Source organism: Pleomorphomonas carboxyditropha (assembly GCF_002770725.1).
GTDB classification, from domain to species: Bacteria; Pseudomonadota; Alphaproteobacteria; order Rhizobiales; family Pleomorphomonadaceae; genus Pleomorphomonas; species Pleomorphomonas carboxyditropha.
On record NZ_NQVN01000032.1, the window covers coordinates 26220 to 40252 of the forward strand.

The following is a 14033-nucleotide window of genomic DNA, read 5'->3' on the forward strand; positions in this document are numbered from 1 at the left end:
CTCCGGTCCCTTTTCATTTCCGGCGCCTGACGAAGCTCTGTTCGACGAGCTCCTTGCCCCAATGCCTGCCGGCGTGCTCCTCGTCCAATACGAAGCCGCGCGACTCGTAGAGGTGGCGGGCGGCATCGAGGCCCGCGAAGGTCGACAGATGCGTTTCGGCGAAACCGCGCTCGTCGGCAAAGGCCAGCGCCGTATCGAGCAGCCTCTTTCCCGCGCCGCTCCCTCTGACGCTGTCGTCGACGATGAACCAGCGCAGATGGGCGATGCCGGCGCCCAGATCCTCGCCGTCGATCGCCAGGGAGCCGACGATCTCCCCGCCCTGCCGCGCCGTCCAGATGGCGTTGCGCGGGCTGTCCGGACGGCCGCAGAACTCGGCCAGCCCGCCGGCGACCAGCGACTCGAAGCGCCGGCCGAGCCCGTGCTCCCGCGCGTAGTAGCGCGCGTGCATCTCGGTGATGCGGGCGATCAGCCCGGGCCGGTAGCCCGGGACGATCTCGATGGCATCATCGTCGCCGGCCCAAACGCCGAGGGCCCGGCTGTAGAGGCGCAGCCCGTCCAGCACCAGGCGGTCCTCGCCGTCGCCAAGGCGGCCCAGCGCATCGACGACCTGAGCGCGCGCGAAGGCATGGATCGCCGCCACGCGCGCCTTGCCGGCGGCGGTCAGCGACAGCAGCTTGACGCGGCCGTCGGTTTCCGCCGCCGCTTCCTCCACCTCGCCGGAGGCCACCAGCTTGCGCAGCATCCGGCTGACGCTCGATTTTTCGAGACGCAGGCGAGCGCCGAGCTCGCGCGCCGTGACGCCGCCCTTTTCGATCTCGATCAGCGCATGCACCGCCGACGGCGAAAGATCGGTTCCGGCGAACGCGCCGCCCATGAACCCCCACTCGCGAACCATCGCCCGCGACAGGGTGCGGATTTCTTCGACGACAGGATCGGTGCTCACCGGCCAAGGCTCCTCGTGGATATAGTTGTATGATACAACTAAATCCACGCCGGGTACAGTCCGATGCTTCGCGGATCAGCGCCTCCGTTTTGGACATAAGCCCTATATGCGCCTTTTGCCCTTTCCGGCCCGAGGTCCTGCGCCTGCGCGCAGGATGACAGAATTATATATAGGAAACAAATACATAACCTATCTATAGATTGTCATCCTGCGCGCAGGCGCAGGACCTCGGGCAGGAAAAAGCGAGCGGCCGATATAGCTCTCCGGAACCAAACGGGCGGCCCAGATCGCTCGCGTGGGGAGCTCGCGCAGGGGCCCATCCGCGACGCCGAAAAAGCGACCTTCCGCATTTACGCGGCGTTAACCAGACGGCACGCTCGCCGCCGCCCAAATTCCTGAAAGAACAGGCAATTTTCCAATCCGCCATCTTCTCCACCGGCCCTCCACCGGTCAAGTGTTAACCTCGCCACGAAATCGCCACGACATCTCCCGTCACCCACCTCAATCCCGGCATCGACGCGACCCATTCGCAGGGCATCTCTTTGGCTATCGACAGTCGCCGACCGAAGGCCCGGCCCGGCGACCTGAGCGACGAAGCGGCAAGGACGAGAACGATGACGGACAGGATCGACGACACCCCCTTCAATGCGGCCACCGGACACGACCAGGAACTCTCCGTCGGCGCCGGCGCCTCCATCGTCATCGCCGTCGCCACCTCGCTGATCCTGGCGGTGACGCTGCTGTTCGCCAGCCTGGCGCCGGTCAGGGCGGCGGAGATTGCGCCGGCCGTCGCCACGCTCGACGCCAAGACCGGCGCCATCCGCCCGGCCGGCGATCCCGTCCCCTACGTCACCCAGGTGCCGCGCGACATGAGCTATGCGGTTTCGTCGACCACCACCGACCTCTCCCACAGCCTTGCCGCCATCGTCGTCATGGCGGTGCTGGCCGGCTGGCTGACGGTGTCCGCCGACCTCTGGCGCGCCCTGTTCAATCGGGTTAAAAGCTGGGATCGCTCGCGCTCGTAACCCCGGTATCCAATGTCCCCTTTGCGTTTCCTCGGCTTGGTGCTCGCGGCCCTCTTGGGGGCATTCCTGCTCCTGGTGCTGGCCTTCAACACCTACGGCAGGGAAGCGAGCTGGGAAGCGGTGTTCGGGTCGCCCGATCTCGGCCCCTATGATTTCTCCATGCCGTCGCGCACCGGCAAGCTCAACGACACCCTCGCCTGCCCGGCCGACGACTGCCAGAAGGGCATCCCCGACGTCGAGACGCGCCGTTACGACCTGGCGCCGGCCACCCTGTTCGCGGTGGCGGAAAAAGTGGTGAAGCGCCTGCCGGGCAAGGTGCGCGTGGTCGGCGCCAATCCGGTCAACACCCGCCTCCGGGCGATCGTCTTCTCGCCGGTGCTGCGCATGCCCTCGACGCTGTCGCTGATGGTGGCGCCGGCCCGCGGCGGCGGCTCATTCCTCTACGTCTATTCGCGCAGCCAGATCGGCTATTACGACCTCGGCCGCAACACCGCCAACGTCGTGGCGCTGATTTCCGGCATCAACGCCGAGCTGGCGGCCGTCACGCCGGCCCCGCTCGCCCCAACCCAGCCCGGTCCCGCCCCGGCCAAATAGACCGCCCCCGGCCGCAACGCGAGGCGCCCTATATTTCCTTGTAGATCGCCACCGCCCGGCCGATCACCTCGATCGCACGCATATCGAAATAGGATTTGAAGCCCCCGATGACCGACGAGGGGACAAAGCGATCGGGATTATCCTCGTATGCCCTCAGCACGACCCCGCCGCCGCCTACGGAAACGGCATAGATTCCCTGCTTTTCCAGTATGGTCCTGGACATGTCGATGAGGACGATGCTGTGCTTGGGAATGACATGGCTCATGGAATGATCGTCCAGTCTCGTCGCGACGACATCCCCTTTCGACGCGGGAACACGGACGGTGCGGGCGGCGTTGGCAGCCTCGATTTTCCCGGCCATGAACTCTTGTCGCCTGTCCGGCAGCTCCGCGATGTCGAAGAACGGGATACGGGCGTCGTAGCGCTCCTGCGGCGAATCATCTTCCCCCAGGAGCCACGCCTTCGAGGTTTTAAGAACAGGCGCCAGGGCTTCCACGGTCCGGATGTTGACGCCGGCATCTATCCCTTGCAACTTCGATCTTCTAATATTCCTGATGGCATCTTTGCTCAAACCGGCCGCTAGAGAAGCCGCCGAAGCAGAAAGCCCTACATCTTTAAGCTTTCGCTCTATTCTATCTAAAATATCCGCCATAATCATAATTTATATAACACAAGTAGACTGCAATAAAGCGGTTTTAATACCGAAAATAAATTGCGCTCATTGTGTATTACGTCTAGGAAAATAAAAATAGCCCGCAATAGTCATTGAAATACAGGATTAAGCGCAAATCAACAGACGATGCCCTGCCATTGCGCGGCACAACAAAATCGGTTATTTTACCGCCAAATGATCAATTTCAGCACCAACACACAGGGGAAGGTGATGGAGTTTCTGTCGGCAATTTATCTGTATTCGGTGATAAGCGGCTCCATTATTGCAATCTATTTTGGAGTACACCTGTTCATATTGAATTTATTTATTATATTCGGCCTATGCCTGACTTTCTGTGGGGCAAGCAGTTATGGATTTATGAATTCGATTATCTTCACATTTGCAGTATTGATCTCAAACCAGACCAGCTTCATATGTGGTATTGTCTATAAATATTTTCATGCTTTATTTCCAAGAAAGTCCCTGGATAGAAATAGAAAAAACCCTCCGCTTGAGATACGTTGAACTAAATCGGTAAGATAACCCTCCCGGAACTCTATGATGAGGTGAAATTGAACGAAGGCGACGAGTAGGAGCACGCCGGGCGGGGCCGGCGGAAGTCTCCCGCCGACCATTTGTCAGGACGCAAGCCACGGCGCAAAACGGCGTGCCTTTTTGCCGGAATGGCGCCGGCCTGTTCCCGTCAGCCATCGCCAAGCCGGTAGACGGACACGTGCGACCGCGATTCGCCGGTGAACGGCGTTCCGGTCCAGTCCGCCGACCGCTCTTCCAGCGCGAAACCGGCCAGTTGGCCCATCAGGTCCAGTTCGGCCGGCCAGACATAGCGATGGGCGGAGCGCAGCAAAGCCGCCTGCCTGTCGTCGCCGAACCGGAAGTGGTGCGACACGACGCGCTGCTCCAGCACATCGTAGGTGTCGAGGCCGATGTAGCCGGGCTCCGTGCCGAAGACGACGGCGTCCTGGCCGGGCGGCAGCTTGCGCAATTCGGGAACCCACAGCTCGATGACGAACCGGCCGCCGGCTTCGAGGTGCCGCGCGGCGTTCCGGAAGCAGGCGACCTGCTCCGTCTGCGTCAGCAGGTTCGACAGGGTGTTGTAGACGAGATAGACGAGCTTGAAGCGCCCCGGCGCCCGCGCCGTCGCCATGTCGCCGGCGATGACCGGAATCCTGGTTTCGTCGGCCTTGGTGCGCAACTGGTCGATCATCGCCGCCGACAGTTCGATGCCGGCGACCGGCACGCCCCTGTCGCGGAGGGGAATGGCGACCCGCCCCGTTCCGATGGCGAATTCGAGCGCCGGGCCGTCGCCGGCCAGCCCGGCGAGCCGATCGACCGTCTGCCTCAGCAGTTCGGGCGCGAACATGCCGGCGCCGGGCGTGTCGTAGCTCCCGGCCGTTTCGCTGTCCCAGGGATCCCAAGGGATCATGCGCGTTTCCTCCGGATCATTCGCGGGCCCGCGATCGCCCTCGGCAGTATAAATCATTCCAACCCATTGCCGCTAAAGGCGTAAACCGTGGTATAAAGCCAAATAGCAGGTATCCCCGGTCCTTTTACACGCCCCCGTGCACAATCGGAAAGAGGGCTTGAGCCCTTGCAATCATCTAGACTGTCATATATACTGATGATATTGGTTCAATGCGCGTGTTTATGGTGCGTTGGTGGTTGGCAGACATTTGTTCTGTCTTCTGAAATTTCGGGAAAAATTTCCTCTTTTTGGCCGACGGCGATCGGCCTCGAAATGGATATCGCACAAGCCCCGCAAAACATCCATTGGGCGGCGAATACTCGTTTGGCATCGATAGAACCGCAGCGCCGCTTCGCTGGCATGAATATGGTGTCCGGAGATAAACTCCGGGTATCGGCAGGATTTTGATCAGTTTTATCAGGCTGTGGATCCGGTTGAAGGTCCAGCACACAGCCGATCGGGACGCTTTGAAGCCCATTCATTTTTCATTCTTAACGTAGGCCATGAAATGGTGCATTGCCCCTATTGCCTGAGCGCCGTCTCCGAAAATGACTTCGTCTGCCCGGCCTGCGGCGCAGAGAAGGGCTACGTCTACTTCAATCGGAAATCGAGAGGGCTGATTTTCCTTCTCATGTTCGGCCTTCTGGTGCCGGTGGCCGTCGTCCTGGCGGTTCCCCTCTATTTTCAGGGTATCGGGGCGTCCTTCTGGGTGGCCGTGACGATCGCTCTCGGTATCGGCATCTTCACGGTGCACAGGCTGATCGTCGGGCCTACATGGTATCGCTAGCTGGCGGAGAGGGCCGCGACGCTCCGACTCGGCCGGACCCTATATCCGCCGCCCGCCCTTTCCGGCCCGAGGTCCTGCGCCTGCGCGCAGGATGACGGATTATATAAAGAAAACATCCCCATAGATTGCCATCCTCGTATCCGGGCAAATTCCCGGGCAAGCCTGAGAAACTCCGCTTGGAAAGCGGCGGCAATGTTCATCAAGTCATTGAAATGGCATGATCTCGCACATACGAGACCAGAAATATTGCACCTGGGTGCTTGGGAATTTGCCTCGGGTACCAGTATGCCGACCTATCCGTTTGTTCCCCATATATAAAGCTGTCATCCTCGCGCAGGCGAGGACCTCGGGCAGAACAAAGCTCGACGCCGATATAGCGCTCCAGCAACGCTGGGGCGCCTGATACGCCCCTCCTCACCTTCTCGTCCTGAGGTCCTCGCCTGCGCGAGGATGACAATCTATGGGAGGCGATGCGCTCGGCGACGACGGCGTGACAGGACCGCGCCAGCGTGCCCGGGAATTTGCCCCGGGTACGTCATCCTGCGCGCAGGCGCAGTACCTCGGGCGGAATGGATCACCCGGGCACATATCGGTCTCCGGGTGAATCAAGAGCGCCGCCCGAGCCTACCGGCGAACGAAACCCCGCCGCACTTCCGCGCGACGGGGTTCCCGTGTCTCCGATTGACCAGCCGATCACTCGGCGGCGGCAACCTTCTTCGGCTGCACTTCGTCGAGATAGGCGTGCATCAACAGTTCGCTGATCGCCGCCGGCTTGAAGCGGTACTCGCCGATCTCCGAGATCGGCGTCACCTCGGCGGCGGTGCCGACCAGGAAGGCCTCGGTGAAGGTCGCAAGTTCCTCCGGCAGGATGTGCCGGCGGTTGACCTTGATGCCGTGGCGGGCGGCGATCGCCTCCACCGCCTGGCGGGTGATGCTGTCGAGGAAGCAGTCCGGCTGCGGCGTATAGAGTTCGCCGTCGCGGACGAAGACGATGTTGGCGCCGGTCGATTCCGCCACGTAGCCGCGATAGTCGAGCATCAGGGCGTCGGTATAGCCCTGCGCCTCGGCCGCGTGCTTGGAGATGGTGCAGATCATGTAGAGGCCGGCCGCCTTCGACTTGCAGGGGATGGTCAGCGGGTCGGGGCGGCGATAGGGCGCCCAGGTCAGGCGGATGCCCTTCAGCTTCTCGGCCGGGCTGAAATAGCTCGGCCATTCCCAGACGGCGATCGCCATGTGGATGGTGTTGTTGGGGGCGGAGACGCCCATGGTCTCCGAGCCGCGCCAGGCGATCGGCCGGACATAGGCGTCGACGAGGCCCGAGCGGGCGAGCGTCGCGTTGGTCGCCGCCTCGATCTCTTCCAGGCCGTAGGGCAGCTTGAAGCCAAGGATCTCGGCCGAGTCGATCAGGCGCTGGCTGTGCTCCCGGAGCTTGTAGACCTCGCCGCCGTAAGCGCGCTCGCCTTCGAAGACGGCGCTGCCATAGTGGAGCGCGTGGGTCAGAACATGCACCTTGGCGTCCTTCCAGTCGACGAACTTGCCGTCGTACCAGATCACGCCGTCGCGGCTGTCAAAGGGGACACTGGCCATCTTGAACTCCCAGACCTTTTTCTTTTTGTCTGCTGCCCGGCTCCGCCGGACAACGATATGTCTGCACGGCAACACGTTTTGCCTCGGCGCCAGCAAGCGGTTATGCTTGCCGATCAAAGGCTCCCGGAATGCCGGATGCCCGTGACGACCGCGTCGTGCGAACGATCGTTTCGTCGTGACGGGCATTCAAGTAACAAATGAATCGAAGTATGTCAACATGACTGCCATAAATTTCTCTCCCGACGCCCAATCTTCCTCCGACGAGCCGGACGCGAGTCGCGAAAGTGGCAGCGGCGGCGGCGAGCTGGACCTCGAGCTGATCGAGCTTTTGTTCTTTGCCTACCGAGACTTCGTCGGCGAGGCCGACCACATCCTGGAAGCCATCGGCTACGGCCGCGCCCACCACCGCGTCGTCTATTTCGTGATGCGCAACCCCGGCCTCAGGGTCTCCGACCTCCTGGACATCCTGCAGATCACCAAGCAGAGCCTCGGCCGCGTGCTGAAGCAACTGGTCGACGACGGCTACATCGAGCAGCGCCCCGGCCCGGTCGACCGGCGCGAGCGACTGCTCTACGCCACCCTAAAGGGCGAGCGGCTCGCCTCCGACCTGTCGGCCCGCCAGCACCTGCGCCTCTGCCACGCGCTGGCGCCGCTGCCGCCGGGCGCCCGTGCCGTCGTCCGCGACTTCCTCGGCAACATGGTCGATGCCCGCGCCCCCGGCGCGCCGGCCGGCCGGGAAGGCTGAGCGATGGCCGCCCTCACCCCCGCCGACGGCGCCAGCCACGTCCTCGTCGTCGACGACGACAGCCGCATCCGCCAGTTGCTCGCCAAATATCTCGGCGGCCACGGCTACCGGGTCACCGCCGCCGCCGACGCCGCCGAGGCGCGGCGCAAGATCTCGGCCATCGAGTTCGACATCCTGGTGGTCGACGTGATGATGCCGGGCGAGGACGGCCTTAGCCTCACCCAGTCGCTGCGGGCGGAGCAGGACGTGCCCATCCTGCTGCTCACCGCCAAGTCGGACGGCGCCGACCGCATCCGCGGCCTGGAGGCCGGCGCCGACGACTATCTGACCAAGCCGTTCGAGCCGCGCGAGCTGCTCCTGCGCCTCAACAACATCCTGAAGCGGCGGCCGCTGCCCGAGGCGCCCTTGACGCGCGAGGAGATCCGCTTCGGCCGCTTCGTCTTCAACGCCAAGCGCGAGGAACTCGTCGACGGCGACGCGCCGGTGCGCCTCACCGACCGCGAGCGGCAGTTGCTCGGCCAGTTCGCCGCCAGCCCCGACGGCACCCTGTCGCGCGAGGCGCTGGCCGGCGAGCCGGGCGAGGTGGGCGAACGCACCATCGACGTGCAGATCAACCGCCTGCGCCGCAAGATCGAGATCGATCCCGGCAATCCCCTGTTCCTGCAGACGGTGCGCGGCGTCGGCTACCGCCTGCGTTTCGAGTGATGCCGGGAGGGCATTGAAAATGCCCTCCTGGTATTCCGCTTGCCGATTTCTCATGCCCTTGCTGCACATGAGAAATCGGCAATCACTTCAATGAGCGGATGCGCCAGCATCTTCGCGAATTGGTAAGAGGCAAATGACGGAAACGCCCGAGCCCGCTGAGCGTCGCGGCCGCATCGCCGCCGGTCTCGATCGGCTGGACGACCTCATCCGGCATATCCGCATCTTCATCGGCCGCTACAGCCCGAGGGTGCTGCGCCGCGCCTGGGTGGGCGCCGGCCACGCCATCAACCGGTCGCTGCCCAAGGGCCTGCTCGGCCGGTCGCTCCTGATCGTCGTGGTGCCGATGCTGATCCTGCTCGGCGTGCTGACCGGCGTGTTCATGGACCGCCACTGGATGCTGGTCACCCAGCGCCTGTCCGACGCCGTCGCCGGCCAGATCGTCGGCCTCGCCACCATTTCCGACAACACCGACCTCACCGATGGGCAACGCGCCGACACCGTCGCCGCCGCCGGCCGGGCGATGGGGCTGGTGGCGGAGATCATGCCGACGAGCGAGATCGGCCGGGTGCGCCGCTCGTCGAGCGATATCGTCCACGCCATGCTGGCCGAGGGCATCGTCAAGCGCACCCGCATGCCCTTCGCCATCCGCGACTTTTCCGACGGCAACCGCATCGAGGTGCGGATGGTCGTGCACGGCGGCGTCTTGAAGGTCGAGTTCGCCCGCAGCCTCGCCTATGCCGCCAACTGGCACTTCTTCCTGGTGTGGATGGTCGGCACCGCCCTGTTCCTGGTGCTGGTGTCGCTGATCTTCCTGCGCAACCAGATCAAGCCGATCGAGCGGCTGGCCGCCGCCGCCGACGCCTTCGGCCGCGGCCGGCCGGTGGAGGGCTTCGCGCCGTCCGGCGCCCGCGAGGTGCGGCAGGCCGCCCACGCCTTCATCGGCATGCGCCGCCGCCTCGAACGGCAGATCGAGCAGCGCACCACCATGCTGGCCGGCGTCGGCCACGACCTCAAGACCATCCTCACCCGCTTCCGCCTCGGCCTGGCGCTGCTGCCCGACGACGAGGACACCGCCGACCTGCGCGCCGACGTCGCCGAGATGGAAGCCATGCTGGAGGCCTATGTCGATTTCGCCCGCGGCGACGCCGACGAGACGCCGCAGCCGATCGACGTCGAGGCGACGATTGCCGACTGCCTGCGCCAGACGGTGGAGCCGACCGGCCGGACGGTTCACTTCGCCTTCGGCGGCGACGGCGCCCTGACGCTGCGCCCCACCGCCTTCCGCCGGCTGATCGCCAACCTCGTCGGCAACGCGGCGCGCTACGGCCGCTCGGCGGTGTGGGTCACCGGCGAACGGCGCGAGGGCTGGCTGTCGATCGCCGTCGAGGACGACGGCCCCGGCATTCCCGACAGCGAGCTGGAGGCGGTGTTCCGGCCGTTCTACCGGCTCGACGCGGCGCGCAACCAGGACGTCCCCGGCACCGGCCTCGGCCTCGCCATCGCCCGCGACGTCGCCCGCAGCCACGGCGGCGACATCGAGCTCGGCCCCAGCCCGCACGGCGGCCTCAAGGCGACGGTGCGCCTGCCGGCCTGACGCCCGCCGGGAGCGCCGGCAGGCCTTTGGTGGTAGAATGGGTTGGTCGACGCGATCGATTGCCGTTACCCGCGCGAGCCGGGCCTTCGCCAGGGGGTAAGCAGATGGAAAACACCGGACCGCCCCGCCAGCCGGCCGCCATGTCGCGCGGCATGGCCGTCGCCTATGCCATCGGCCTGCCGCTGGCGCTGCTGGTGCTGATCTTCCTGCCGGCCGGCACCCTCGCCTGGCGTCCGGGGTGGATCTTCATCGCCGTGCTGATCGTGGCCTTCGGCGCCTCGGCCCTGGTGCTCGCCCGCGTCAATCCGATCATCTATCGGGCGCGCAGCCGGTTCCAGCCGGGCACCAAGGCGTGGGACAAGGCGCTGCTCGCCGTCATCTTCCCGGCGATGGCGGCGATCCTGCCGGTGGCGGCGCTCGATGCCGGGCGGTTCCACTGGCTGCCGGTGCCGCCCTGGGCGGTCGTGTCGGGCTATATCGGCCTTGTTGCCGGCATCGCGGTGACCGCCTGGGCGCAGGCGGTCAATCCCTACTTCGAGCCCGGCGTCCGCATCCAGTCCGAGCGGCATCAGCGGGTGATCGACGGCGGTCCCTACCGCTTCGTGCGCCACCCCGGCTACGTCGCCGCCGTAGTGATGTTCCTCGGCATGGCGCTGGCGCTCGGCTCAGCCTGGGCGCTCCTGCCCGCCGCGCTGGCATCGGCGCTGCTCGTCCTGCGCACCGCCTGGGAAGACCGGCTGCTGCGGGCCGAACTTCCCGGCTACGACGACTACGCCCGCCGGGTGCGATGGAGATTGATCCCCGGCCTCTGGTGACGAGGCATCGCCATCGGTTACGAGGTGGAGACGGAACCATCGCATAAGCGCCCGCTCGTCCCCGGAGACCTATATGGGCCTTCCGTCCTATCCTGCCCGAGGTCCTACGCCTGCGCGTAGGATGACAGATTTATGTATAGGAATCAGCCCTATAAGTTGTCGCCCTACCTATAAGTTGTCATCCTACGCGCAGGCGTAGGACCTCGGGCCGGAATGAGCGAGCCGCCGGTATAGCGCTCCGAGTACGATGGCGGGAAGATCGTCTTGGCGACTCCGGCCGGTTCGCCGGAGATCATCTGCCCGCATCACGCAGCGGGTAGATGTCGAGGAACGCCTGGATGGCCGAGGCGACGGAAGCGGCGATCTGCTCGTCCGCGGGCAGGTCGATCGCGCCGAACAAGCGGGCTTCCAGAAACTCGGCCTCGAGCAGCGCCATGAGGCGGCGGGCGCCGAGGTCGAGGCGGTCCATGGCGATCCGCCCGGCCTGCCGGTGGGCGGCGAAGAACCGTTCCAGATCGCCCTGCGCCCGCGCCGGACCGTTGGCGTAGAACGTGGCGGCGAGGCTGGCCTGCCCCTCGATGGCCACCATCGACCTGAGCGCCAGCACGTCGCTCCGGAGGACGGCCCCGACGTAGGCCCTGCCGAAGACCGTCAGGTTGTCGACGATATCCCGGGCCGGATCGAGAAGATCGAACGCTTCCAGGATCGCCCCGGAGATGAACTCCTCCGTGACGGCGACGAACAGGTCCTCCTTGGAGCGGAAGTAGCTGTAGATGGTCGCCTTCGAGCCGCCGAAGCGGCTGGCGATATCGTCGACCGTGGTGTTGCGGAACCCCGCTTCGGCAAAGGCTCGATGCGCCGCCGTCAGGATGGCCAGCCGGCGTTCGTCCGTTCTCCTGCGCATTCGCTCCTCACGCCCGATCCGTGATCGCCATCCTAATTGACCGGCCTACGCTGTCAACCTAATACTAAACTAGTCCGTTTAGTTTAGTTATATAGGAGCAACGGCGGGACCGCTCCGGGTCCCGCGACCTCAAGCCCAAACAAGGACAGGTGGAACATGCGCTATGTTGTCATGGGGGCGGACGGCCAGCTCGGCGGCCGGGTCGCCGAAAACATGCTGGAGACGGTCGACGGCGGGGACCTGGTGTTCACCAGCCCCGACCCGTCGCGGATTCCCGCCGACAGGCTCGAACGCTGGCAGGCGAAGGGCGTCACCGTCGCGGCGGCCGGCTACGACGACCGCACGGCGATGACCGACATCTTCCGCACCGCCAATCGCGTCTGGATGATTTCCGGCGTCTACATTGGCCTGCCGCGCCAGCTCCAGCACCGCAACGTCATCGACGCCGCCGTCGACGCCGGCATCGAGCACTTCACCTACACGTCCTTCCTCGGCGCCGACCGGCAGGGCTATGCCCAGTACGTGCTGCCCGACCACACCTTCACCGAGGCCTACCTGCGCAACTCCGGCCTCGCCTTCAACATCATGCGCAACAACCTCTATCTCGAGAACTACTTCGTCAACGCGGTGCGGCTGGCGCTCGCTTGCGGCAACCGCTGGGTGACTACCGCCGGCGAAGGCGTCGGCACCTTCGTCGCCAAGGACGACAGCGGCCGCGTCGGCGCCGCCCTGCTCTCCGGCAAGGGAGAGCCCGACGCCGCCTACGACATCTGCGGCCGGCCGATCGGCCAGCGGCGGATCTGCGAGATGATCGTCGCCGCCTCCGGCATTCCGTTCAGCTACGAGCCTGTCGACGCCGAAGCCTTCTACGCCTATCTCGACGGCCTCGGCATTCCCCGCTCCAGCGAGGACGACGGCTCGAAGTCGCCGGTTCCCTGGTGCAGCAACGACATGGTGAGCAACGAGGCGGCCATCGGCCTCGGCCGGATGAACGTCGCAAGCGACGCCATCGAGCGCCTGACCGGCCGCAAGCCCACCGATCCCGCCGACCTCGTCGAAACATACGCCTCGGTCTGGCGCCGGCCGGCGTAGGTCGCATGGGACGGCCGCGGCGCGGTCCCCGCAAGCGCCGCCCGTTCCGCGGACAGGGCTCGCATGGGACGTCCGTTCGTCCCCGGAGGCCGATATAAATCTCCGGGGACCAGCGATCGGCCCATTTCACCGCCTCACCGCAGGAAGATCGCCTTGGCCGCCGCCTTGACGACTTCGGCCAGCACCGCCGGATCGGTGGAGATCATCCGTCGGTGGTGCGGCGCCGCCATGGTCAACGTGATGGAGCTCATCAGCAGCGAGAAGAAGACGTTCGGCGCCACCTCGGCGATCACCTTCCGCCGGATGCCCTCCTCGATCAGCGGCAGGGCGTCCCGGCCGAACGGGCCGATCAGCCGGTCGAGCAGCATGTCCATGCGCTCGCCCGGCGTCGACGCTTCCTGCAGCAGAAGGCCGGGAAACACCGGCAGGTCGATGGAGACGTCGACGACCACGTCGATGAACCGCTCGAGGCGCTGCCGCACGCCCATGCCGGTGTCGTCCCCGATGGCGGCGAGGGCGGCGTTGCGGCTTTCGTGGCTGGCCGCCAGATCGATCATCGCCGACCACAGCCCGGCCTTGCCGCCGAACAGCCGGTTGATCAGCGCCATGTCGACGCCGGCCTCGTCGGCCACCGCCCTCAGCGACGTGCCGTCGTAGCCCTTGCGGGAGAACTGGTTCATGGCGGCCCTGAGCAGCGCGGTGCGTCCCGATTCGGCCGTCTTGGGGCGCCGGCCGGTCCGGCGCCGCGTCTCGTTCACCTCGTCCATCCGTCCCTTCCCCTCGGCTCCTCCCGCAAAGCTACCTATCACTTCGCCGTTGACGGTCAAATCGGCCTCTCGTATTAAATCATCGATCGATGACTTTTGAGGGCATGGGAGTGCCCGCGCGACGCCTCGGGAGGAGGATCGATGACCAGCCCAGCCGGCGCCGCCGCCGGGAGCCATGCCGCGACGCGCGTCATTCTCGAGATGCGCAACATTACCAAGACGTTTCCCGGCGTCATTGCGTTGCGCGACGTCAGCTTTTCGGTAGAGGAAGGCGAAATCCACGCGCTCTGCGGTGAAAACGGCGCCGGCAAGTCGACGCTGATGAAGGTGCTGAGCGGCG

The 14033-nt window shown here is 65.1% G+C and carries 16 protein-coding genes; 9 read left to right on the plus strand and 7 right to left on the minus strand.

Translation table 11 applies throughout. The annotated features are described in order from the left end of the window. Positions 1-13 precede the first annotated feature (13 nt). A complete protein-coding gene (locus CJ014_RS25100; protein ID WP_165790993.1) occupies positions 14-943 on the minus strand; it encodes a bifunctional helix-turn-helix transcriptional regulator/GNAT family N-acetyltransferase in 930 nt (309 codons plus the stop codon). A 614-nt stretch (positions 944-1557) separates the two neighbouring features. Between CJ014_RS25100 and CJ014_RS25105 the strand changes: the two genes are divergently transcribed. Together CJ014_RS25105 and CJ014_RS25110 are read left to right on the plus strand one after the other, a co-directional pair. After that, positions 1558-1968 (plus strand): hypothetical protein, encoded by a 411-nt coding sequence (locus CJ014_RS25105; protein ID WP_100083250.1) that lies wholly within the window; start codon positions 1558-1560, stop codon positions 1966-1968. Between the two features lie 12 nt (positions 1969-1980). Next, the gene (locus tag CJ014_RS25110; protein ID WP_100083251.1) at positions 1981-2562 is read left to right on the plus strand and encodes a DUF1499 domain-containing protein; all 582 of its coding nucleotides are present in this window, start codon (positions 1981-1983) and stop codon (positions 2560-2562) included. Positions 2563-2590: 28 nt separating this feature from the next. Here CJ014_RS25110 and CJ014_RS25115 read toward each other — a convergent pair whose 3' ends face one another. The 3 genes from CJ014_RS25115 to CJ014_RS27695 form a co-directional block, all read right to left on the minus strand. Next, complete coding sequence (locus CJ014_RS25115; protein ID WP_100083252.1) at positions 2591-3094, minus strand: hypothetical protein; 504 nt, start codon at positions 3092-3094, stop codon at positions 2591-2593. An 823-nt stretch (positions 3095-3917) separates the two neighbouring features. After that, on the minus strand, positions 3918-4658 hold the full coding sequence (locus CJ014_RS25120) for a class I SAM-dependent DNA methyltransferase (protein ID WP_100083253.1): 741 nt from the start codon (positions 4656-4658) through the stop codon (positions 3918-3920). A gap of 206 nt (positions 4659-4864) precedes the next feature. After that, entirely contained in the window at positions 4865-5179 is a 315-nt protein-coding gene (locus CJ014_RS27695; protein ID WP_133121947.1) for a hypothetical protein, read from the minus strand. 26 nt (positions 5180-5205) lie between these two features. Between CJ014_RS27695 and CJ014_RS25125 the strand changes: the two genes are divergently transcribed. Continuing rightward, on the plus strand, positions 5206-5484 hold the full coding sequence (locus CJ014_RS25125; protein ID WP_100083254.1) for a hypothetical protein: 279 nt from the start codon (positions 5206-5208) through the stop codon (positions 5482-5484). Between the two features lie 693 nt (positions 5485-6177). Here the strand turns inward: CJ014_RS25125 and CJ014_RS25130 are convergent. Next, complete coding sequence (locus CJ014_RS25130) at positions 6178-7071, minus strand: branched-chain amino acid aminotransferase (RefSeq protein WP_100083255.1); 894 nt, start codon at positions 7069-7071, stop codon at positions 6178-6180. Between the two features lie 217 nt (positions 7072-7288). Here CJ014_RS25130 and CJ014_RS25135 point away from each other — a divergent pair, with 217 nt between their 5' ends. The 4 genes from CJ014_RS25135 (at position 7289) to CJ014_RS25150 (ending at position 10930) form a co-directional block, all read left to right on the plus strand. Then, positions 7289-7816, plus strand: coding sequence for a MarR family winged helix-turn-helix transcriptional regulator (locus CJ014_RS25135; protein WP_100083256.1), 528 nt, complete (start codon positions 7289-7291; stop codon positions 7814-7816). A 3-nt stretch (positions 7817-7819) separates the two neighbouring features. After that, positions 7820-8521: a response regulator gene (locus tag CJ014_RS25140; protein WP_100083257.1), complete on the plus strand. Its 702-nt coding sequence runs from the start codon at positions 7820-7822 to the stop codon at positions 8519-8521. Between the two features lie 133 nt (positions 8522-8654). Further along, the gene (locus tag CJ014_RS25145; protein WP_100083258.1) at positions 8655-10115 is read left to right on the plus strand and encodes an ATP-binding protein; all 1461 of its coding nucleotides are present in this window, start codon (positions 8655-8657) and stop codon (positions 10113-10115) included. A 104-nt stretch (positions 10116-10219) separates the two neighbouring features. Beyond that, complete coding sequence (locus CJ014_RS25150) at positions 10220-10930, plus strand: methyltransferase family protein (protein ID WP_207765862.1); 711 nt, start codon at positions 10220-10222, stop codon at positions 10928-10930. A 292-nt stretch (positions 10931-11222) separates the two neighbouring features. Here the strand turns inward: CJ014_RS25150 and CJ014_RS25155 are convergent, their stop codons facing one another. Next, entirely contained in the window at positions 11223-11834 is a 612-nt protein-coding gene (locus CJ014_RS25155) for a TetR/AcrR family transcriptional regulator (RefSeq protein WP_100083260.1), read from the minus strand. Between the two features lie 156 nt (positions 11835-11990). On the opposite strand from CJ014_RS25155, the gene CJ014_RS25160 reads away from it, so the two are divergent. Further along, positions 11991-12926, plus strand: coding sequence for an NmrA family NAD(P)-binding protein (locus CJ014_RS25160; protein ID WP_100083261.1), 936 nt, complete (start codon positions 11991-11993; stop codon positions 12924-12926). A 134-nt stretch (positions 12927-13060) separates the two neighbouring features. Here CJ014_RS25160 and CJ014_RS25165 read toward each other — a convergent pair whose 3' ends face one another. Then, a complete protein-coding gene (locus CJ014_RS25165; protein ID WP_165790994.1) occupies positions 13061-13693 on the minus strand; it encodes a TetR/AcrR family transcriptional regulator in 633 nt (210 codons plus the stop codon). 141 nt (positions 13694-13834) lie between these two features. On the opposite strand from CJ014_RS25165, the gene CJ014_RS25170 reads away from it, so the two are divergent. Continuing rightward, positions 13835-14033 (plus strand): ATP-binding cassette domain-containing protein (locus CJ014_RS25170; RefSeq protein WP_118847949.1); only part of this gene is annotated, 199 nt, incomplete at its 3' end.